The following is a 22,096-nucleotide window of genomic DNA, read 5'->3' on the forward strand; positions in this document are numbered from 1 at the left end:
GGCACCGCTACTATGACATATCTAAGTAAAATTCCCATCACGTTCTGCATGTTTGACTGCCTAGACATGGGTACCCCCCTGTAAAAGCACCTAAATTGCAGTTAGTTATTCGGCGATTTCTTGGTATGTCATATACAGGATGGAGTCATCGGGAACCTCATAAACACGCGGTTTACCCAGTTCTTCCAAAACGATAAAACGCAAAAGCGAGCCGCGCGCTTTTTTATCCCGACGCATAGTTTCGAGAAGCTCTTTCCAGCGATCCCCCCGGTATCCCACTGGAAGATTCAAAGATTTGAGAATGGCACGGGTGCGATCAACAATTGTTTCATTAAGATACCCAGCGGCAAGCGCGAGCTCGGCCGCATACACCATCCCCACCGCAACGGCTGCGCCGTGGCGCCACTGGTATCGCTCGGCACGTTCAATAGCGTGCCCTAAGGTATGCCCGTAATTGAGAATTTCGCGGCGACCGGATTCGCGCAGGTCTTCAGAAACAACCTCCGCTTTCACCCGAACGGCACGCTCAACCAGGTCACGCACTATTGACGACTGAGAATCCCGAATCTTTTCTGGGTTAGCCTCAATACTGTCAAGAATCTGTGGGTCAGCAATGAACCCACACTTTACGACCTCCGCCATACCTGTTAAAAGCTCATGCTCCGGCAAGGTACGCAGCGTACCAATCTCGCAGAGCACTGCAGAAGGTGGCCAAAATGCCCCCACAAGATTCTTTCCCTCGGCGGTGTTAATACCTGTTTTTCCTCCCACAGCGGCATCGACCATGCCAAGAAGAGTGGTCGGAATGTGAATCACACGTACCCCGCGCAGCCAGGTTGCCGCCACAAAACCGGCAACATCAGTAATGGCTCCGCCGCCCACTGAAATAATTGCATCCGTGCGTGTAAAGTCGTTCTGACCTAAAACCTGCCAGCAAAATGCGGCCACTTGATGGTGCTTAGCTTCTTCAGCATCAGGGATTTCAGCGCTAAAAGACTCGTAGCCAACTTTACGCAGATCTTCCATAACAAGCTCGCCGGTAGCCCGTAGGGCGCGCGGGTGGATCACCAAGATTTTATGCGCTGTGTTACCTAGAATATCGGGGATTTTCTTAAGCAAATTATGCCCCACCAGAACATCGTAGTTCTCGCGTGGTGAGCTGCCTGTGACGGGTATATAGGTAATGTCTTCCTCACCGGAAGCTCCGAAAGTTGGAGCCACAGAGGTTTCGGACTCAGCGGCGTGATGTGACTGTTCAATCATGAGAGTGTTCCTTTCGGAAGGCAAGAACGAAGTTCTGAATTTCGGCGGTCATAACGCTAATATTTTTTTCTCCACGCGCATCCAAAGTATGCTGTGCAAGTTCCTCGTACCGATGCTGCCTATGCTCAAAAATCTCAGACCAGCGCTCTACCGGGTTAGGCTCTAGAAGCGGGCGGGTTTTATTGCCTGTAATGCGCGGCTCAACCGTATCTACATCGACCAGAATGTAAACCACGCATTCGTCACGCAAAAGGTCAGCAACCGCATCAGTCATAGGGGCACCGCCACCCAGCGAAAAAACTGTGTTGCGATAGGTTGGCGAGGTCAGCACCTCTTCAATAGTCTTGCGTTCAAGTTCCCGAAAATAGGCTTCACCAAAGATTTCAAAAATCTCGGATACCTCACCATAACGTTCCACAATCAGCTGGTCGGCGTCAAGAAACTCATAGCCGTAAAACCGTGCAAAATGGGTGCCAATATAGGTTTTTCCCGCCGCCATAGGACCGATGAGAACTACCGGACGGGCACGTTCGGCAAATTCTTCCTGAAGCTCACGTACCTGCTGCGGATGTATGCGAAGGGTATTTTCCTCGCTTTTCTCCTTGGAGACGCCTTCGCGCTCTGATTCTAAACTAGCAACGCTGTGCCTCAGGTGTGCAGCCCGTGCCATACGCGCTGTAATCGCGGCAAAACTTGCGGATTCATGCTGCTGTTCAGACACAGGCGCCCGTTCCAAGTCCTCATTTTTACGTGATGCCTGTTCCGCAACGATGCGCGGGTGTGCGAAAATTGCGGGCGTCGGTATAGTGTCTGATTGCTGACCGCGTGCAGCCTTGCTCATCTCCGATACTTCAGACTCTTCAGGAACTTGAGGACTCCCCTGTTCGTCCTGCGGTTTATGAGGTTCTACAGTAAAGCCCGCCAATTTTTCACGAAAAACGTTTGAAGCGAGAGGAGCGGGTGTGTCCGAATCGGATGAAGCATATACCCGTACCTTCGATGCAGCACGCGGGGCAGCTTTCCCAAATTTCCCAAAAACCGTGAGTGGGCTGGGAACAGCCGCTTTGCGAGCAGAATGAAGTTCTTGAGTGTGTGGGCCTACCTCATGTTGTTCAGCCGTGTTCTCCTCAGGTTCCGAAAGCTTTGACTGCGGGCGCGATGCATTCCCCTCTCGGGCACGGCGCGCTGCTTCCGCTATGCGAGAGAAAGGGTTCGCCCCCGACGATGGGCGGCCGGAAGGCGCTGGATCCTCAGCAGCCACAGTCTAGGAATCCCATCCCGCAACATTAGATTCCCAAGCCAACGATTCGGGAATCTCTGCCAGATAAGAGTCCATATTTCGACGTGTCTCGCTGATGGAATCGCCACCGAATTTCTCCAGTGCTGCCTGTGCGAGTACAAGGGCGACCATAGCCTCCGCCACCACACCGGCGGCTGGTACAGCACACACATCAGATCGCTGATGATGCGCCTTCGCGGGTTCCCCGGTTGAAGTATCAATAGTTTTGAGTGCCTTGGGAACGGTAGCGATAGGCTTCATAGCGGCACGAACACGCACAAGATCGCCTATACTCATACCGCCTTCAATGCCGCCGGCTCGGTTCGTATCACGAGTTACGCCATGTTCACCGACCGAAATCTCATCGTGTGCGGCGGTACCAGGACGGTCGGCAGTCGCAAAGCCATCGCCAACTTCGACACCCTTAATAGCTTGAATCCCCATCAGGGCCGCGGCAAGGCGGGCATCCAGACGACGGTCCCAATGCACATATGACCCGAGTCCTGGGGGCATACCATAAGCCAAAACCTCGACGACACCGCCAAGTGTTTCTCCATCTTTGTGCGCCTCATCAACCCGGGCGACCATAGCATCTGAAGTAGCTTTATCGAAGCACCGAAGAGGATCAGCATCAAGAGCAGCAACATCACAGGGAGCAGGCACCGATGCTCCATCGGGCGCATGTACGCCGCCCACTGCAACAGTATGCGATACAAGCTCAACACCGAGTGCTTTTAAAACCTGAGCGGCGACCACGCCTAGAGCTACCCGAGTCGCGGTTTCACGTGCCGATGCGCGCTCAAGAACAGGACGAGCCTCCGAAAAGTTGTATTTCTGCATACCCGTAAAATCCGCGTGACCGGGGCGCGGGCGTGTCAGGGCAGCATTGCGGGCACGCCCTTCAATAAGTGCGGGATCTACCGGATCTGAGCTCATCACATCAACCCATTTAGGCCATTCAGTATTCGCGATTTCAAGTGCTACGGGGCCACCCTGCGTCAGGCCGTGCCGTACCCCGCCCAGAATACGCACTTTATCTTCTTCAAACTTCATACGAGCGCCGCGGCCGTACCCTAGACGGCGGCGAGCCAGCGCATCACGCACCATCTTGCTGGTAAGCTCCACGCCGGCGGGGACTCCTTCGATAATACCGACCAACGCTTCACCGTGAGACTCCCCCGCGGTCAGCCAACGTAGCTCCATGTATTTCCTCATCTCCGTTTTGCCGTCCTGAGAGTTCCGGCACCGTCAAAGTTTGAATCTGTATATAAATTCTAACGTCTCTTTTAGCGCACAATGTCAGGAAGCTGTTCACGCGGAGCAAGATTGACAGCGGCACACATCGCATTGAGCACATCAAGCTCGTGCGGGAGACGCTGATCTGTAGCATGCCCGGTAAAAACGCGCACCTGGTCGAGAGCCTGATAGAGAAGCATTTCAAGGCCTGATACGACGCACCCGCCGCGCCGCTCCCAAATCTGCGCTAGCTGAGACGGCCACGGATCATAAGCTACATCCAGTAGAACAGCGTACGGGTAGACCTTGTGTATGTTTTCAGTAAAATCATCTGCAGCATGAGCGGGGAGAGTCGAGATCACCGGGTAATACGCGGCGCAGTCTTCCGGAAACCGGGTAAGAGGCTCTGCCTGGACCTCAAGACTCAGACGTTTTGCTGCGTCATATATGGCAGAGAGCTTATGCAGTGAACGCGCGTACACCGTCACACGAGTGTACCCCAAACGATGTAAGGCGGCTAGAGCAGAAATAGCGGTTGCCCCGCCGCCCAGGATAGCCGGTTGTGTTGTTGCTTGGTGAGTTTCAAGCCCAGCATGTAGAAGTGCATTGACGATGCCGCCGACATCTGTATTATGGCCATGCGGCAACGGCGCTTCGGTATCTTCTGTCTTTCTCCAGAAAACGGTGTTAACCGCCCCAGTCACCCGAGCCAATGCGGTTGTTGAGTGCAGATACCGAATAATATCGGTCTTAAGCGGCATCGTGACCGAAAACCCGCAGATTGCTTCTCCAGCCTCTGCCTCGTCCATGAGAGCCGGAAGATCCGCGGAGAGTGTGTCACGACGGGCATACGTAATGTTCTCTTTGAGTACCTGGTACGCAGCGGTATGTAAAACTGGCGAGAGCGAATGCGCTATAGGATGGCCCAGCACATAGGCTCGTCGTGCTGCCGCTGCTTTAGTCATGGTATTCCCTTCCCACGCGATGCCATTTAGGTTGTCCGTCAGTTTACACACATAAACGAAACGGATGCTCCTTCCAGTTTAGTGGAAGGAACATCCATTCCGTCTTACGAAGAACCGTACAGAACCTACAAATACGGTGCCTCAGTACTGACCACGCAGTATCTTACTTACAGCGACCTGAGTGTTCCTCACACCACTGGTTGTACTCGTCAACGTACTTCTGGTGTTCCTTGTAGGTGCGCGAGTACTTCGTCTCACCCGTATCAAGGTCAACCGTTACCCAGTAGTAGTACGGGTTGTTCTCGGGATTTGCTACCGCTTTGATTGAGGACAACCCTGGCGATGCAATCGGGCCTGCAGGCAGCCCCGTATTCGCATAGGTGTTGTACTTATTATTCTTATCAGCCTTTTGCTCTTCCGTGAGGTGATATGAACGTACACCCAAGCCATAGGTCACGGTAGCATCGGACTGAATCAAACCGTTAGTCTCACCCTTGGGGTTATTAAGGCGGTTATTGATAATGCCCGCAACGGCCACATAGTCCTTAGGCTGTGCTTCAAGCTCCACGATAGAAGCCTTAGTCAGGACCTCAAAGGTTCGTTGGTCTCCGCTAACTCCTGCTTCCTGCAGATCAGCCTTTGTTCGCGAAACCATAGCCTCAATGATTTTCTTGGCGTCGGTTCCTTCCTTCGGAATTCGGTATTCGCCCGGGTGCAGCCAGCCTTCCATTGAGGGGAAGTTCTTCGGGATACCGTATTCTTCAGGGTGAGACATAGCAGCCTCAATATCACGACGGCTTATCTTGCCTTCGGTAGCTTTAGCGATAATATCGACCGTCTCGTTCATGCGCTTACCCTGCTGAACCGCGATATAGAAAATATTATTATCGCTATCTACCAGGTTCTTCACGACCGAAGAGCTGCTCATTTGCTTCTGCAACTCATAGGTACCAGCTTTAAGAGTTTTACCGTTAGCCTCTTTCTGGTACACGTCAATGAACTTGCCAGGATCGGCAATAATGTCTTTTTCTTTGAGCGCCTGCGCAATCTGCGCGGTACTCTCACCCTGCTCAATCGTGAAGCTTACCGGCTCGCCATTTCCCGATCCCGAGTAGTCACGATTTTTGAAGGGGTTAATGTCGTAACGCTGCACGAAGACCACCCCAAGCACAATAAGTACCACGGCAAAGACGCTCAAAGCTGTTGCCATGATGGTGTGGCGGCGACGCTTACGCGCGCGTAGCTCCCTAGCGGTTACCACCTCATCCTCAAGGGTGATACCGCGAATGCCAGCCTGGCTTTCGGCGAGTGTCGGACTGAGAAGCTCGCTTAAGCTACTCTCTCGCGTCCGCTGTTTTGTAGGTTCTTCGGTCACTGAAGGTTCTCCGTTTCGTTGACGGGGCCGTCTATAGTCTCTTGCAGATGGGAATCTTCGCGAGGTGATTCATGCACCAGATATCCAGCGACAGCTTGCCCAGCTTTAAGAGCATCCAGACTGTACTGCAATATGTTAACAGCAGCAACCTGGTCAACCATAGTCTTGAAATTTCGGCTGGATACACCAGCCTCGTGGAGGGAACGATGCGCACTCACCGTGGTGAGACGCTCATCGACCAGCCAAATGTTGATGTGTGTATTTCCTTCTGCATCCAATTCGGAGCGCAAAGCGTGGGCGTAATCCCGTGCCATGCGGGTGGAGTCCGACTCTCCTCCCCGCATGGTTTTGGGAAGCCCCACAAAGATCTCTTTCACGTCGTTAACCTCCACAAGTTTGCGGAGAACTCGACGGTCCGAGTTCTTCTTGCTGTCACGACGGAGTGTCTTGAGCGGAGTCGCCAGAATGCCGTCTGGGTCGCTCAATGACGTGCCAACGCGGGCATTACCCACGTCAACACCCATCCGTACTCCTCGTTGAAATTCAGTCAAGTTATGCCTGCGCTATCGCGTTGCGGATAGCATCCAGTGCTTCTGAAACCTTCGAAGCATCCTGTCCGCCGCCCTGTGCAACATCGTCCTTGCCGCCGCCACCGCCGCCGAGTATACCTGCTGCGAGTCGCACCAAGGCACCGGCTTTAATGCCAGCTTCACGGGCACCTTCATTTGTGGCGACAAGAATAACCGGGCGACCATTGGCCACGCCAGTCACCGCCACAACGGCAGCTTCAGAGCCGAAGCGTGAACGTAAATCTAACGCTAGCGAACGAACACCGTTGGCGTCCAGCTCTCCCGCATGATGTGTAAGAACTCGTACGCTGCCGATGGTTTGCGCGTTTTCTAAAAGCTTACCAGCCTCAGCCTGAAGCTTCTCGCGGCGCAGCTTTTCAAGTTCTTTCTCAGCTGACTTTAGTTTCGCCAACGTCTGGTTTATTTTCTCGGGTAGTTCAGCCGAGGACTGCACTTTCATCATGCCGGTCAGCTGATTGACTAGGGTACGCTCAGCGGCAAGATGCTCGAAAGAATTCATACCGACCAGTGCCTCAACGCGGCGGTTACCCGAGCCCACAGACTGTTCAGTGAGCAGAGTCAGAGAACCAATTTCAGATGAAGTTCCTACGTGGGTGCCGCCACAAAGCTCACGCGAGAACTCTCCACCGATTTCGACCATACGCACGATGTTGCCATACTTCTCGCCGAAGAGGCTCATAGCGCCTAGGGCTTTAGCCTCGGCAAGAGGCATCTCACGCGCAATAACTTCGTGATTATCCCGGATAGCGAGGTTTGCTACCTCTTCGACTTCACGCTTAGCGGAGTCAGATAGGCTCTCACCCCATGCGAAGTCAAAACGCAGGTAGCCTTCCTTATTGAAGGAACCACGCTGAGTTGCTTCATTACCCAATACCTGGTGCAAAGCCGCATGAACAATATGGGTACCCGAATGGGCTTTTTCACCATCTCGACGTCGCTGCACATCAACCTGCGCCACAACTTCAGCGCCCGGATGCGCTTCACCTTCACGAACAACGGCGCGGTGAACACTCAAACCCTTGACAGGCTGCTGCACGTCCTGAACATCAATCACGAAACCGTTTCCAGTAATCACGCCGGTATCAGCTGCCTGTCCGCCGCCCTCCGCATAGAACGGGGTTTCATCCAAAACAACCTCAATCTTATCGCCCGCTTTAGCTACGGGAACGGAAACCCCATCCTTCAGCAAAGCACGAAGATGAGTCTCAGTGCGAAGTTCGGTGTACCCGGTAAAGATAGAACCACGTTCATCCACGAGCTTACGAAGCTCAGAGAGATCTGCGAAAGAACCTTTTTTAGCCTTAGCATCAGCCTGAGCACGGTGACGCTGCTCAGCCATCAGTTCGCGGAACGCCTTCTCATCAACCTTTACGCCTGCTTCAGCGGCCATTTCAAGGGTCAGGTCGATTGGGAATCCGTAGGTATCGTGCAGCGCAAATGCTTCTGCCCCAGAAACAGAGTTTGACCCGTCTTTCTTAGCCGTAGCAACGGCTTCTTCCAAACGCTCGGTGCCGGTTTCAATCGTATGCAAAAATGCCTTTTCCTCGGCATAAGCGATGCGGGAAATACGCTCGAAATCATCCGCCACGTAGGGGAAAGCACCAGCCATCGCATCGCGAGAAGCGGGGAATAGGATAGGCAGGCACGGTTCAGTAACGCCCAGCAGACGCATCGCACGAATAGCGCGGCGCATCAGGCGGCGTAGAATATAGCCGCGTCCTTCGTTGGAGGGAGTCACACCATCGGCAATCAGCATGAGAGAAGAGCGAATATGGTCCGCGACCACACGCATGCGCACATCGTCTTCATACCCCGGATCTTCGGGAGATTCAGAGCCGTGGTATTTTTTCCCGGAGAGCTTCGAAGCGGCGTCAAGTACCGGGCGCACCTGATCGGTTTCGTAGAAGTTTTCAACACCCTGCAGAAGCATCGCCAAACGCTCAACGCCTAAACCGGTATCGATATTCTTCTTGGGCAATTCACCCAGAATCTCGAAGTCTTCCTTACCGATCCCTTCACCACGCTGATACTGCATGAACACAAGGTTCCAGATCTCAATATAGCGATCGTCATCTACCGCCGGACCGCCTTCTTTGCCGTATGCGGGTCCGCGGTCGTAGAAAATTTCGGAATCGGGGCCTGCAGGACCAGGCTGACCTGTAGACCAGTAGTTTTCCTTCATGCCCATGCGTTGAATACGTTCTTCTGGGAATCCTACGGTTTTAGTCCATACGTCGAAGGCTTCATTGTCTCCTTCGTAAATGGTCACCCACAGACGTTCCGGATCTAACCCGTAACCGCCTTTATCCTGGCTAGCGGTGAGTAGTTCGTAGGCGAAAGGAATAGCTTGCTCTTTGAAATAGTCACCGAATGAAAAGTTACCCGCCATCTGGAAGAAGGTGCCATGACGGGCGGTCTTACCTACTTCTTCAATGTCGAGGGTACGAATACACTTCTGAACGCTTGTTGCACGCGAGAACGGAGGGGTCTCTCGTCCAAGAAAATAAGGGATAAAGGGCACCATACCGGCAATGGTAAACATGGCACCGGGTTCGTTTGAGATGAGTGATGCAGAAGGCACCACGGTATGTCCGCGCTTCTCGAAAAATTCGATCCAACGCTTAGAAATTTCCTGTGAGAGCATCGCTTTCCTTAGACAATTCTGTGTGAAATTCTACGAAATCTATCAAGTTCGTCATGCCGTCATTACGGCTACGTTACAGTACCGGCTAGTTAAAGAAATCTTCACCCAGCTCTCGGTCACGTTGGATGCGGGCGGAGCGAAGTTCCTCCTCTGTAGCGGCAATCCGCGATTCCACGTCGAGCAGTTCCCGCTCGGCAGCAGCCCGATTTGTGGAAGCAATTTCTTGCTCACTCATCTGACGGTCCCAGGTATCTATAGAACCAGGACGTATATCCTGTTTCTGTCGCTCAACTTTAGCATGAAGTTCAGCTTCTTTTTCCTGCATGCCTTCACGAACACGCGCAGCAAATTCGACAGCTTTAAGCGCATAGGGTTGAAGAGGCTTACCAACGGGTGAATCGAAAAACTTTCCCACCTGTGACTCCGGGTTAAGAGCGAGTGTACCCTGTTGGTACTGAACAAGAGCGCCTGTTTTCTTTTCGGGCGATGCGCTGGCACGTTTTGACGCGAAATAGCCTACCGCTGCGCCCGCTCCCACAAGAAGAACTGACCGAAATAAACCCAATTACTGTTCACCTCCCTGTGAAGTACCAGCTGCACGATCGTCGTCACCAGGCTTCTTACCGCGGAATGCCTGACGGACACCGTATGAGAACGAAGCAACTTTAATAAGGGGCTGCCCCACAGTTGAGGTCACCAAAGAAGACAGGGCAGAAACGTTCGCGGAAGCATCGGATACGTTAGAGGTGATACCGTCTACCTTCTCAAGCTGCTCATTCGTGGTAACGACTGTTTTAGTAACTTCGTCGATCAAAGGCGATGTGCTCTGGTTGAGTGAACGAATGGTCACGATAAGTTCATCGAAAACTTTAGTCAGGCGAATAATAGGTAAAGCAAGTAACGCCACAAGAATTGCGAAAACACCGGCAGCTATCAGACCTGCAATGTCTCCACCACTCATCACGACCTCTTTCCTATATCAACCAGTAAAACACAGTGGGCGCCCGCGAGAAACGAGCTTTGAAGCGAGCACACAGAAAAACCGTACCCACGGCTTACTCCATCATAAATGAAAAACCTTGTGCATGCCCATTTTGAACGCCGCTTGTCGTCAAAATATACAGCTCTACCAGGGGTTTTATAAAAAATTTACACTTACTGCGGCATCTCGTTACAGTTCAGATTCCACGTTTATTACCCTCATCAAACTCTATAAGACATGCATAAGATGCAACAACATTGAGGAATAATCCTCAGGTTTAGTCATACACCACCGACCTGGATTTTGGGTTCCGAAGCAAGTAAACACCTTCAATAAATGTTGTACCGTCTATTAAACCGGTAATAGCTCACAAGACATCATGCAATAAAAATAACCCCTCCTACAGCCGAACCGTAGGTAGGGGTTACCTTCTCGAAAATTCGAGATTATGCTAGGCGTGAGTAGTACTCAACAACCAGCTGCTCATCGCAGACCACAGGGATCTCTTCGCGCTTGGGGGCGCGTTCGAGCTTAGCGTGCAGCTTCTCGATTTCGACGTTCAGGTATGCCGGAACCTCAGGCAGAACTGCCTGGTTCTCGCCCGCAGCTGCGACCTGGAAAGGAGTGGTCTTCTCAGACTTCGGGTGAACGTGAATCAGCTGGCCGGGCTTAACACGGAACGAAGGACGATCCACGCGCACACCGTCAACCATAATGTGACGGTGTACAACCATCTGACGAGCCTGTGCAATGGTGCGAGCAAAGCCCGAACGCAGAACCAGAGCGTCAAGACGGGTCTCAAGGTGCTCAACCAGGTTCTTACCGGTCTGACCCTCGACACGCTTTGCTTCAAGGTATGCGCGGCGCATCTGTGCCTCACGAATGTTGTACTGAGCGCGCAAACGCTGCTTTTCCTTCAGCTGGGTAGCATAGTTAGAATCAGCCTTCTTGCGGGCACGACCATGCTGACCGGGGCCGTAAGGACGGCGCTCAAGGTACTTTTCTGCCTTCGGGGTCAGTGCGATGCCCAAAGCACGGGACTGACGCACGGTACGGCGGGTGCGGTTATTTTTAGCCACAATTACCTTTCATAGTGCAGAACCCTCATGTATTCACGCTAAGGGCTCTTATCTTTTTGGAGCTGGCCTCCTCGGTTTACCCGCACCGGGTGGTGGGGCGGAGAGTTTGGGGCAGAGTACCCCAGCACTACGTCAGCGTTATTCCTAAACCAAAACACAATATACTGCGCTATATAGTGGGTATAACGAGACTGCCAGACCCATCAAGTCTACCGTGGTTCGCATTCAGAATCTAGCTGAGTACCGCACAAATTTTGTGTTCTCAACCATGCGCAAGAACACATTATGACACTCCCTCAAAACTTTATGACAGAAGTTCCTTTACCGAATCTTTACCATGTCATAGAATAAAGGCAGTACACCGGATGTGCGACCGACTTCCGGGCTCATAAGAGTCTGGTGCGCATTCGGAGTTTATCTATCACATCTCACTCTAGCGGTATACACCACGGCCGAGGTGGTGCATACCGCTTTTCTGTTCGGTTAGCTATCGGCTCGATTCAGAATTTCTCGGATACGTTCGCGCCGTTCAGCCAGGGTTCGTTCAAATCCATACTGAGTCGGCTCGTAGTAGACCTTATCCCGCAAGGTATCCGGCAAATACTGTTGAGCCGCCACATGCCCCGGCTCATCGTGCGCATAAATATATCCGTCGCCGTGTCCCAAATTGGCGGCGGCCGCATAGTGGGCGTCTCGAAGATGAGCTGGAACCTGCCCCGAAAGCCCAGATCGTACATCCGCTATTGCCTTATTAATAGCCACATATGCCGCATTTGATTTGGGCGCTAAGGCACAGTAGATCACCGCCTGCGACAGAATAATACGTGCCTCTGGCATGCCGACCAACGCCACCGACTGGGCGGCGGCGGTCGCTACTTGAAGCGCCTGCGGATCGGCAAGACCGATATCTTCACTCGCCGCAATCATAATGCGCCGCGCCACAAAGCGTGGGTCTTCGCCGCCTTCGAGCATGCGCGCTAGATAGTGGACGGCGGCATCAGCATCGGAACCGCGTATAGATTTAATGAAGGCGCTAATCACGTCGTAGTGCTGATCGCCGCCTTTATCGTAGCGAACGGCAGCACGGTCAACAGCTTCCTGGGCATGTGCCAGAGTAATGCGCACGGGTTCTCTAGGGTTTACCTCTCCCCCAGATTCCGCGTTCTCATCCGGGGATTCGACCTGTTCATGCTCGCTGAAGGCTATGGCGGCGGCCGCTTCTAAAGAAGTCAGCGAGCGGCGTGCATCGCCACCGGAGACTGCGGCAAGGTGGGCACGAGCATCTTCATCAATCACAGCAGCACCGTTGAACCCGCGAGGGTCTTCGAGCGCTCGGTTAATTAAAGACTCAATATCGGCTGGCTCCAAAGAATGCACCCGGAGCAAAAGTGAACGTGAAAGAAGAGGCGAAATCACGCTGAACGAGGGATTTTCCGTCGTTGCCGCCACAAGAATAACCCAGCGGTTTTCGACTCCGGGCAACAGCGCATCTTGTTGAGCCTTCGTAAACCGGTGAATCTCGTCAAGAAAAAGCACTGTTGTGGTGCCGTACATGTCACGGTCTAAAAGTGCTTGGTCCATAACAGCGCGAACGTCTTTAACTCCGGCGGTAATAGCGGAAAGTTCGACGAATTTACGCCCCGGCGCACGTGCGATGACATGCGCCAATGTGGTTTTCCCGGTGCCGGGAGGGCCGTATAAAATAACAGATGAAGGTCCTGCTGGTCCAGACTTATCGGCACCAGCAAGCACACGAAGCGGAGACCCTGGGGTCAGCAGATGGGCTTGTCCAAAAACTTCATCGACGTGACGCGGGCGCATACGTACTGCCAAGGGTGCTTGGGATGCGGTACGTGAAGACGGTGTGGACGCAAATTTTACGCGATCTTCGTCGTCTGGAAGGTCAAGGTCAAAAAGCGAATCTGCCATATTTCAACTCTACCGTGCGTACACGCGGTATCTAGAGGGTTTCGCTATCGAGAATGAGGGTTACCGGTCCGTCATTAACGAGTTCAACCTGCATATCGGCGCCGAAAACTCCTGTTTCAACACGGAGCCCGATAGCGCGAAGCTTCTGGACAAAAGCCTCAAAAATCGGCTCGCTGACAGCGCCCGGAGCCGCTTTCGACCACGACGGGCGCCTGCCTTTTTTCGCATCTCCGTAGAGCGTGAATTGACTAACGGCGAGAACGGGCGCATCAACCTCAAGCGCGGATTTTTCGCCATCAAAAAGGCGCAGGTTAGCGGTCTTATCCGCCATTTTCGCCAGTTGGGCCTCGCCGTCCTCATGGGTAATACCGACGAGTGCAAGATACCCGGTTTCTTCAATCACCCCAACGATTTTATTCTCTACACGCACGGATGCGCGGCTTACACGCTGCAAAATAACTCGCATGGGTATGCTCTGCCTTTCAATGTTTATAAGACGTTCAGATACTTCCGCGAAGCTGTACCGCTTGCAGAAATTTCTCTGCTTCACGGGGTGTTCGGAATTCGATATATCGTTTGTCAGGGTGATTTCTGCGTGCTTCGGCCATCAGAGGCGCATATTTAGGGTAGCTGCTCCAGGTGTAGCGAATCATATTTTCGGGGTCGGTAAAAACGCTCCACAGGGGCGGCTCAGTATTTCCCGCCCAGAGTTTTTCACGAGTCACTGCCCGGTGTAGGGTTCTTCGAATAACCCGCTGCTCAACAAACCATCTCGGATAATGCAGGTAAATGACGGTATCAGCACGCTCTAGAAGACGCTCACGTACCTGCGAATACTGCCATTCTGTAATCCACGAATCCTGCGCCGCGAGCTCATCCACATCTGCTTCAAAACTGGGGCGGGGCGTCCAGTTCTCGCCCCAGTGCAAAGAATCCATTTCGGTATGCGGTATGCCTAAAATCGCGCCAAGTCTTCCGGCAAATGTGGTTTTACCGCTGCCACTGGCGCCTGTCATGAGGATGCGCATAGCTCCTCCCTTTCGTACGAGGACTCTTTCCAGAATAGCTAACCCATACACGAATACGCACCGAAACGACGAAAGCGGGCTGCATATACACCGTGGTGTATCTACAGCCCGCTTTCCTCTCAGCGATCACGCACCGAGGCTTTCAAGCAAGAACTACTTCTCGTCGTCCTTCTTCGGCTTGAAATCAACGCCTGCTTCCTTGCGCTGCTGCGGCGTAATCGGCGCGGGTGCGGCAGTCAGCGGGTCATAGCCGTTACCGGTCTTCGGGAAGGCAATAACCTCGCGAATTGAATCTACCCCCGCAAGAAGCGAGATAATGCGATCCCATCCAAATGCGATACCGCCCATCGGAGGTGCGCCGTACTTGAAGGCGTCCAGCAAGAAGCCGAACTTCTCCTGTGCTTCTTCCTCGCCAATTCCCATGACCGCAAAAACACGTTCCTGCACGTCACGGCGGTGGATACGGATAGAACCGCCACCGATCTCGTTACCATTGCAGACAATATCATAGGCGTATGCCAGCGCCGAACCGGGGTCCTTGTCGAAGGTATCCAAGAACTCGGGTTTTGGCGCCGTGAAGGCGTGGTGCACGGCAGTCCATGCTGAGTGCCCCAGCGCGACATCTCCTGACTCGGTGGCCTCTGCGGCAGACTCGAAGAGAGGCGCATCCACAACCCACAGGAACGACCACTCGCCGTCCTTGATAAGGCCGGTACGGTGACCGATCTCAACACGGGCAGCGCCCAGCAGAGCACGCGCCTGTTTAGCTTCACCGGCGGCGAAGAAGATGCAGTCCCCGGGGTTGGCGCCGGTTGCTGCAGCAAGACCTGCACGTTCCTCATCAGTGATATTCTTCGCAACAGGACCAGTCAGTTCGCCGTCTTCCTGCACGAGTACATAGGCCAGGCCCTTCGCACCGCGCTGCTTTGCCCATTCCTGCCATGCATCCAGGGTGCGGCGCGGCTGAGAAGCACCGCCGGGCATCACCACGGCACCCACGTAGGGAGCCTTAAACACCCGGAAAGTGGTGTTGGCAAAATAATCGGTAAGTTCGGTCAGCTCAAGACCAAAACGCAGATCTGGCTTGTCGGTACCGTATTTCTCCATCGCTTCGGTATAGGTCATACGGCGAATAGGACGGGGAATCTGCACATCAATCAGGTTCCAGACAGCCTCGACAATGCGTTCGCCCAAGTCAATAATGTCGTCCTGATCTACGAAGGATGCCTCAATATCGAGCTGAGTGAACTCAGGCTGACGGTCCGCACGGAAGTCCTCATCGCGGTAGCATCGAGCAATCTGGTAGTACTTTTCAATGCCGCCCACCTGCAGGAGCTGTTTAAATAGCTGGGGTGACTGCGGCAACGCATACCAAGAACCAGGTGCCAAACGCGCAGGAACCAGGAAGTCACGGGCACCTTCGGGTGTTGATCGGGTAAGAGTGGGGGTTTCAACCTCTAGATAACCGTCATCAGCAAGCAGGTTGCGTGCCGCGCGGTTAGCGTCGGAACGCAGGCGCATGATGCGAGCGGGTTCGGGGCGGCGAAGATCGAGATAACGGTAGCGCAGACGCGCCTCTTCACCAACTTCAACATGCTCGTCAATCTGGAATGGAAGCGGTGCCGCAGTATTAAGAACCTCGACCGCAGAAACTTCAACCTCAATTTCGCCGGTTGCAAGATTCGGGTTTTCATTTCCCTCAGGGCGCTTGGTCACCTGACCGGTTACACGCAGAACGTACTCATTGCGTAGGTGCTCAAAATCATCTTCGTTATGGAACACGCATTGGGTAACGCCCGCGCGATCACGCAAATCGACGAAAGCTACGCCGCCGTGGTCACGACGACGAGCTACCCAGCCGGTGAGGGTTACGGTTTCTCCGATGTTGGCGGCGGTGAGCTCGCCATTGGTATGGGTGCGAAGCACTGCATTCCTTTCATTGCAGGCACCTCACGACTATAGACAGTAGCCGGGTGCATGCGCTTGATTTTTAAGATACGCACACTGCGTGCGCATTTTCCCATTGTAATGCCGCCACTCACTATAGTGTGGCGACACCCGCAATATTTTATGAGCCGATGCTCTCGGCAGGCACTACACGCACGTTCAGGTCTTCTTCTGGCGGCATCCAGATCGCGGGGTCCGCAGCAACTTGTTCCCCCGAACGAATATCCTTGACCTCGTGCGCCAGCTCGCCGTCATCCTCCGTCGAAATAAACCAGACGAAGGGAATACCGCGTTTTTCAGCATATTTGATTTGCTTACCAAATTTTGCTGCGTTCGCCGAAACTTCACAAGCGATACCGCGCGACCGGAGTGCATCGGCGACATCATTAGCGGCAGACCAGCCTTCATCATTAGTGAGGGCGATAAATACCGCAGAGGGAACCTTACGGGTAGCCTGCGCAAACCCCTGCGAGAGGATGCGCGCCACCAGGCGGGTTACCCCAATTGACAGCCCAACTCCGGGATAGGTTTTCTTCCCGTTCGAGGCTAGTGACTCGTACCGACCGCCCGAACAAATCGACCCTAACGATTCATGCCCCACAAGCACAGTCTCGTATACGGTACCGGTGTAATAATCCAGCCCGCGCGCGATAGAGAGATCAGCAAGAACTTTTCCGGGGGCACGGCGGGCAGCCTCATCAATAACTTCGGCAAGCTCGATAACACCCCGATCAAGAAGTTCATGCTCAACCTTGTACTGCTCAGCGAGTTCACGGACCTGAGCCGCAAAAGATGAATCCTCAGTACGAATCTGCGCAAGCTCTAGGGCTGCTTGAGCCTGCTCTTCAGAGGCACCAGCTTCACGCTGAAGTTCCTGCGCCACCGCATCCGCACCAATTTTTTCAAGTTTGTCAATGGAACGCAGCACCGCGGCTGTATCGGTAAGTCCTAGCCCACGATAAAAACCCTCCGCAAGTTTGCGATTGTTCACCCGAAGTTTGAAATCGGGAATAGGAAGTTTTGAGAGTGCATCCACGACAACGAGAGCGAGGGTCACGTCATAGCGGAAAGGCAGTTCACCATCACCCACAACATCAATATCAGCCTGGGTAAACTCGCGTGCACGCCCCTCCTGCGGGCGCTCGCCGCGCCAAACTTTCTGAATCTGGTAGCGAGAGAACGGGAAATTCAGGTACCCAGCGTTCTCAACCACGTACCGCGCGAAAGGCACGGTCAGATCGAAATGCAGAGCAAGTTTTTCTTTAGCTTTAGTGGCGTTATCATCCAGCAGGCGAGAGATCGAGTAAACTTCCTTATCAATATCACCCTTGCGAAGAAGCTGCTCAATAGTCTCAACCGAACGGGTCTCAATCGAAGAAAAACCGTGAAGCTCGAAGGTCTTACGCAGAGTGTCAAGAACATGGTTCTCAACAAGTCGTTCAGCCGGTAAATACTCCGGAAAACCAGACAGCGATGCCTTGCGAGCCATATGCTTCTCTCCTTGAAATCGTGGTATCAGATGTGCGCCATATTGTGTGACGCGCACAGCCTTTTAATCATAACAAGGATGCGCCCACAGCGAACCGCAAAACTTCGCGCCTATTCTGGCGCGTCACATGCCGCTATAGGATGTATAAACCGTATACACCCGCTATGCTGTATAGATGCGCTATATGTTTCGGACTATAGCCATGAGACGTTTCCCCGGCATGACATAGAGCCTATTCTTCCGATGGGTTTTTCATGCCCCTAGTGAATGAGAGTTATAGCGGTGACTATTAAATCCGACGACACCCAGGTAAACCTTGAGCAGGCACGTAAGTTTGGTCGTGTATCCGATGACGGTCATGTTTTTGTGATTGTTGAGGGTGAAGAGTACGCCGTAGGGCAGTTGCCCGGTGCATCCGAAGAAGAAGCCCTGGCATATTTCGCCCGCAAGTTCGAGAACGTTGAGGCACAGGTCTCTCTGCTCGAATCGCGTGTTGAGAATAATTCCCCGGCGGCAGATCTGCAAAAGGGTATCACCTCCATCGGTGCGCAAATTGGTGTGCGCAATATGGTGGGCGATTACGCAAGCTTGCAGGAGCGCCTGTCCGCATTGAACGAACGCATTATTAAGCTGGGCGAGGCTCAGCAGCAGGAACGTGCCGAGAACCGTGAACGTGCTCTGGCGGCGCGCGAAGAGATCGTTGCTGAGGCTGAGCAGATTGCGGCTCAGGATGTTGAGAAAATCCATTGGAAGAATTCTCATGCCCGTATGAACGAGCTCTTCGATGCGTGGAAACAAGCACAGCGTGAAATTCATTTGGCAAAATCAGTTGAAGACGAGCTGTGGAAACGATTCCGCGCCGCCCGCACCACCTTCGACCGCAACCGTCGGGCGCATTTCTCGCAGCTTGACGACCGTAACGCCCGCATCAAACGCGCGAAGGAAGAGTTGATCGCTCGCGCTGAACAGCTGTCTTCTTCAACCGATTGGTCTGAGACCTCACGTGAATACGGCAAGTTGATGCGTGCTTGGAAGGAAGTTCCGCGCGGTTCTCGCCGTGAGGACGATAAACTGTGGGCGCGTTTCCGTGCCGCTCAGGATGTCTTCTTTGATGCCCGCAACGCCGCCGAAGCACAACAGGACGAAGCATATGCCGAGAATCTCAAGGTTAAAGAGGCTCTCCTAGTTGAAGCTCGCGCCCTGTTGCCGGTAACCGACATTTCTGCCGCTAAAAAGGCTTTTGAGAAGATCCTTGATCGTTGGGATGCAGCCGGTCGAGTTCCGCGCGCAGATTTGCGCCGTATAGATTCTGAACTTCGTAAGATTCAGGATGAAATCAACGGTGCAGAAGCCGCTAAATGGAAGAAGAACGATCCCGCTAAGGCAGCCCGCGCAAACTCGCTGCTCACCCAGATCCAGGATTCGCTCGCCGAGCTTGAGTCTGAGCTACAGGCAGCACAGGCCTCCGGCGATGCTAAGAAGATCGCCAAGGCGCAGGAGGCTTTGGAGGCGCGCCGCGCCTGGGCAGCGACCCTTGAAGGTTTCAACGCCTAAAGCTTGTTCCTTCCTTTCTTACGAAGGTACAAAAATTCCGGGTGGTTCCCAATCGGGAGACCCCGGAATTTTTGTGTTTATCTGCCAAGCTATGCCCTGCTTACACGCTTTACACCCTGCGCAGATTTTCACGCACCTACTGTAAGACTATGCAGCCGCTGGCTTGGCACCGGTGAGACGATACGCCTTATAGACGCCCGCAACGTTGCGCACAACGTTCAAGACATGCTCCAGCATAAACCTGTCCCCTAGCTCAACCGCAAACCGGTCGATGACGGTACGATCCTCAGAGGTGTGCACGCGCGCATCCAGAATGCTTACTCCGGCCTCTGAAATAGCTCGGATGAGGTCGCTGAGCAGACCCTTACGGTCCAGGCCCTCCACCTGAATCTGCACGCGGTACATGGCGTCCGGGGATGAAGCCCACTCCACCGTGGTAATACGGGGCTCCTCATCGGCATTACGCATATTGGGGCAGTCGCGCCTATGTACTGAAATACCGTTATACCGAGTCACCATGCCAATGATGTCATCGGGCGGAACCGGTGTGCAGCATCGTGCAATCTTCGTCAGCACGCCCTCGGCACCTGGAACGACCACGCCGTTATCGCTGACGGCACGGTGAGTCTGCTTAAGCAGGGTCTCATCAAAGTCGCTAACCTCAACCTCAGATTCTTCAATCTGGTCGCCATTATAGAGCTCGACAAGAGAGTCAATCACCTGCTTTGGCGATATTTCGTTCTCACCAATTGCTCGGTACAGCGTTGCAACGTCATTCTTGTGCAGCTGTTGAGCTACCTGCGTCATGAGCTCTGGGCTCATCATCTTCTGCAGCGGCAGCTCATTATTGCGCATGCTCTTAGTGAGAGCTTCACGCCCGCGATCCAGAGCCTCAAGACGGCGTTCTTTTGCGAAATGCTGACGAATCTTTGTTCGCGCTCGCGATGAACGCACGAATTTGAGCCAGTCCTCGCTAGGGCCAGCGTCCTCATTTTTGGTGGTCGTAATTTCGACTGTTGAACCCGTGGGCAGCACTGTATGAAGTGGCACTAGGCGCCCATTCACCTTAGCGCCAACGGTACGATCCCCCACTTCAGAGTGAATAGCGTAAGCAAAATCTACGGGGGTTGACCCGGCGGGAAGAGCGATTGCTTCACCGTCGGGGGTGAGCACCACGATCTCATCGGTATCGAGAGTTTCCGCCAGAGACTCGTAGAATTTATCTGACTCAGGGTTGGAATTAGAGATTTCGGCAATAGACTGCAAAATCCCCACATTCATGGCAGAGGTATGCGCTCCCGGCTCGTGTTTCTGCTGGGTTATTTTCTCACCCCGCGAAGCCGCTTTATATCGCCAGTGCGCGGCAACACCGTATTCCGCTTCCTCATGCATCTTATAGGTGCGGATTTGAATTTCCAACGGTAAATTACCCGGCCCATAAACCGTCAAATGTAATGATTGATAATTGTTATTTTTAGGATTCTTAATATAATCTTTGAAACGCCCCGGCATAGCAGGCCAGAGTGAAAGTATATGCCCTAAAACGGTGTAACATTGTTCATCCGTTTCGACCATAATGCGCACCGCGAGAATATCGTTAATCTCGTCAAAACTACGCCCTTTGGTTTTCATTTTTTGATGAATGGAATAGTAATGCTTCGGGCGGCCCGTCACCGTAGCCTCAAGCCCCACCGAGTCTAAACGCTCTGTAATCTTGCTACGTGATTCATCAAGAAATTTTTCAAGTTTAGGAGTACGCTCCCCCACCATACGCACAATTTCGGCATATATTTCGGGGCTCATCGCGGCAAATGACAGGTCCTCAAGCTCCCACTTGATGGTGTTGAGTCCCAAGCGATGGGCCAGCGGAGCATAAATTTTAAGAGTTTCTTCAGCTTTCCGCGCCGCCGACCCTGCAGCCACAAAACGCCAAGTACGTGCATTGTGCAGACGATCGGCAAGTTTGATAAGAAGCACGCGAATATCTTTACTCATCGATAGCACGAGTTTGCGAATAGTCTCGATGGATGCGTGCTCGCCATAAGTCATTTTGTCGAGCTTTGTCACACCATCAACAAGGTAAGCAACCTCTTCGCCGAACTCCTCTGTGAGCTCTTCCATGGTGTATTCGGTGTCTTCGACTGTGTCATGCAGAAGCCCCGCTGCCAAGACAGGACCGGTCGCGCCCATTTCAGCAAGAATCGCGGTCACGGCAACGGGGTGGGTAATATACGGATCGCCACTTTTACGCTTTTGACCTTCGTGATATTTATTCGCTATTTCAAAGGCACGCTGCAGAACTTGAATATCTTCATCGGGGTGATATTTCCGCACGGCGCGTACAACAGGCGCTAAAAGCGGTGAGAAACGTACGGACGCGCTTTCGTTGGCTCCCCCAGATGTTGAAAGCATGCGGCGACCAAAAACCAAACGGTTAGGCACACGTCCGGATGCCGCCATCACACGGTGAGAGCCACGCACAATTTTCTTAGGCGGCTGCGTCTGCATGCCGCCTTCGTTATCGGGGATTACGGGAGATCCTGCTGCGCTCATCTTTCTGCCTTCTTCCTCGTGCCCTCCACGTATTGAGAATCATCGTCGACCCACGCATCACCATAAAACCTGCGATATCACGATATCTTGAGTGAGACTCTCATGTGTTTATTTATCCTACTCACTGTTGTGCAAGTGCGGCAAACTCATGTAGTGAAACTTTCAAGATTTATTGTAGGTGTT

Annotated in this window: 17 protein-coding genes; 1 reads left to right on the forward strand and 16 read right to left on the reverse strand. The window is 53.2% G+C overall.

From position 1 onward, the window contains the following. Window positions 1-105: 105 nt before the first annotated feature. From aroB to hisS, 15 genes are all read right to left on the reverse strand, one after another. Window positions 106-1,263, reverse strand: a complete 1,158-nt coding sequence (gene aroB, locus HMPREF0733_RS09565; protein WP_013399121.1) for a 3-dehydroquinate synthase — start codon at window positions 1,261-1,263, stop codon at window positions 106-108. Then, window positions 1,256-2,524, reverse strand: coding sequence for a shikimate kinase (locus HMPREF0733_RS09570; protein WP_244864723.1), 1,269 nt, complete (start codon window positions 2,522-2,524; stop codon window positions 1,256-1,258). Before HMPREF0733_RS09570 ends, aroB begins: the two co-directional genes overlap by 8 nt. 3 nt (window positions 2,525-2,527) lie before the next feature. Beyond that, on the reverse strand, window positions 2,528-3,745 hold the full coding sequence (gene aroC / locus HMPREF0733_RS09575) for a chorismate synthase (RefSeq protein WP_041321793.1): 1,218 nt from the start codon (window positions 3,743-3,745) through the stop codon (window positions 2,528-2,530). Window positions 3,746-3,828: 83 nt separating this feature from the next. Beyond that, window positions 3,829-4,743 carry a shikimate dehydrogenase family protein gene (locus HMPREF0733_RS09580; RefSeq protein WP_041321794.1) on the reverse strand — a complete coding sequence of 305 codons (915 nt, stop codon included), beginning with the start codon at window positions 4,741-4,743 and terminating at the stop codon, window positions 3,829-3,831. Between the two features lie 163 nt (window positions 4,744-4,906). Beyond that, entirely contained in the window at window positions 4,907-6,118 is a 1,212-nt protein-coding gene (mltG, locus tag HMPREF0733_RS09585) for an endolytic transglycosylase MltG (protein ID WP_004004734.1), read from the reverse strand. Beyond that, window positions 6,115-6,642: a Holliday junction resolvase RuvX gene (ruvX, locus tag HMPREF0733_RS09590; protein ID WP_013399125.1), complete on the reverse strand. Its 528-nt coding sequence runs from the start codon at window positions 6,640-6,642 to the stop codon at window positions 6,115-6,117. Before ruvX ends, mltG begins: the two co-directional genes overlap by 4 nt. Window positions 6,643-6,670: 28 nt before the next feature. Then, window positions 6,671-9,352: an alanine--tRNA ligase gene (gene alaS, locus HMPREF0733_RS09595; RefSeq protein ID WP_013399126.1), complete on the reverse strand. Its 2,682-nt coding sequence runs from the start codon at window positions 9,350-9,352 to the stop codon at window positions 6,671-6,673. Between the two features lie 85 nt (window positions 9,353-9,437). After that, entirely contained in the window at window positions 9,438-9,917 is a 480-nt protein-coding gene (locus HMPREF0733_RS09600) for a hypothetical protein (protein ID WP_004004738.1), read from the reverse strand. Then, entirely contained in the window at window positions 9,918-10,313 is a 396-nt protein-coding gene (locus tag HMPREF0733_RS09605; RefSeq protein WP_004004740.1) for a DUF948 domain-containing protein, read from the reverse strand. A 467-nt stretch (window positions 10,314-10,780) separates the two neighbouring features. Next, window positions 10,781-11,413, reverse strand: a complete 633-nt coding sequence (gene rpsD, locus HMPREF0733_RS09610; RefSeq protein ID WP_004004741.1) for a 30S ribosomal protein S4 — start codon at window positions 11,411-11,413, stop codon at window positions 10,781-10,783. 483 nt (window positions 11,414-11,896) lie between these two features. After that, complete coding sequence (locus HMPREF0733_RS09615) at window positions 11,897-13,342, reverse strand: replication-associated recombination protein A (protein ID WP_013399129.1); 1,446 nt, start codon at window positions 13,340-13,342, stop codon at window positions 11,897-11,899. Between the two features lie 31 nt (window positions 13,343-13,373). Next, window positions 13,374-13,808 (reverse strand): D-aminoacyl-tRNA deacylase, encoded by a 435-nt coding sequence (gene dtd / locus HMPREF0733_RS09620; RefSeq protein WP_013399130.1) that lies wholly within the window; start codon window positions 13,806-13,808, stop codon window positions 13,374-13,376. A gap of 34 nt (window positions 13,809-13,842) precedes the next feature. Further along, entirely contained in the window at window positions 13,843-14,370 is a 528-nt protein-coding gene (locus HMPREF0733_RS09625; RefSeq protein WP_013399131.1) for a P-loop NTPase family protein, read from the reverse strand. A 153-nt stretch (window positions 14,371-14,523) separates the two neighbouring features. Then, window positions 14,524-16,296, reverse strand: coding sequence for an aspartate--tRNA ligase (gene aspS, locus HMPREF0733_RS09630; protein ID WP_013399132.1), 1,773 nt, complete (start codon window positions 16,294-16,296; stop codon window positions 14,524-14,526). A gap of 142 nt (window positions 16,297-16,438) precedes the next feature. Continuing rightward, on the reverse strand, window positions 16,439-17,806 hold the full coding sequence (hisS, locus tag HMPREF0733_RS09635; protein ID WP_013399133.1) for a histidine--tRNA ligase: 1,368 nt from the start codon (window positions 17,804-17,806) through the stop codon (window positions 16,439-16,441). A 282-nt stretch (window positions 17,807-18,088) separates the two neighbouring features. Here hisS and HMPREF0733_RS09640 point away from each other — a divergent pair, with 282 nt between their 5' ends. Next, a complete protein-coding gene (locus HMPREF0733_RS09640) occupies window positions 18,089-19,360 on the forward strand; it encodes a DUF349 domain-containing protein (RefSeq protein ID WP_238382381.1) in 1,272 nt (423 codons plus the stop codon). A 147-nt stretch (window positions 19,361-19,507) separates the two neighbouring features. On the opposite strand, the gene HMPREF0733_RS09645 is transcribed toward HMPREF0733_RS09640, so the two are convergent. Continuing rightward, complete coding sequence (locus HMPREF0733_RS09645) at window positions 19,508-21,913, reverse strand: RelA/SpoT family protein (protein WP_013399135.1); 2,406 nt, start codon at window positions 21,911-21,913, stop codon at window positions 19,508-19,510. Window positions 21,914-22,096: the final 183 nt, after the last annotated feature.

Origin of the sequence: Rothia dentocariosa ATCC 17931 (assembly GCF_000164695.2) — a bacterium.
In the GTDB taxonomy this organism is placed as follows: domain Bacteria; phylum Actinomycetota; class Actinomycetes; order Actinomycetales; family Micrococcaceae; genus Rothia; species Rothia dentocariosa.

Bases quoted from the DNA above. Each gene is read 5' to 3' on its own strand.
- aroB (WP_013399121.1), bottom strand. From the start codon at position 1,263: ATGATTGAACAGTCACATCACGCCGCTGAGTCCGAAACCTCTGTGGCT.
- aroC (WP_041321793.1), bottom strand. From the start codon at position 3,745: ATGGAGCTACGTTGGCTGACCGCGGGGGAGTCTCACGGTGAAGCGTTG.
- HMPREF0733_RS09580 (WP_041321794.1), bottom strand. From the start codon at position 4,743: ATGACTAAAGCAGCGGCAGCACGACGAGCCTATGTGCTGGGCCATCCT.
- ruvX (WP_013399125.1), bottom strand. From the start codon at position 6,642: ATGGGTGTTGACGTGGGTAATGCCCGCGTTGGCACGTCATTGAGCGAC.
- alaS (WP_013399126.1), bottom strand. From the start codon at position 9,352: ATGCTCTCACAGGAAATTTCTAAGCGTTGGATCGAATTTTTCGAGAAG.
- HMPREF0733_RS09605 (WP_004004740.1), bottom strand. From the start codon at position 10,313: ATGAGTGGTGGAGACATTGCAGGTCTGATAGCTGCCGGTGTTTTCGCA.
- HMPREF0733_RS09615 (WP_013399129.1), bottom strand. From the start codon at position 13,342: ATGGCAGATTCGCTTTTTGACCTTGACCTTCCAGACGACGAAGATCGC.
- dtd (WP_013399130.1), bottom strand. From the start codon at position 13,808: ATGCGAGTTATTTTGCAGCGTGTAAGCCGCGCATCCGTGCGTGTAGAG.
- HMPREF0733_RS09625 (WP_013399131.1), bottom strand. From the start codon at position 14,370: ATGCGCATCCTCATGACAGGCGCCAGTGGCAGCGGTAAAACCACATTT.
- hisS (WP_013399133.1), bottom strand. From the start codon at position 17,806: ATGGCTCGCAAGGCATCGCTGTCTGGTTTTCCGGAGTATTTACCGGCT.
- HMPREF0733_RS09645 (WP_013399135.1), bottom strand. From the start codon at position 21,913: ATGAGCGCAGCAGGATCTCCCGTAATCCCCGATAACGAAGGCGGCATG.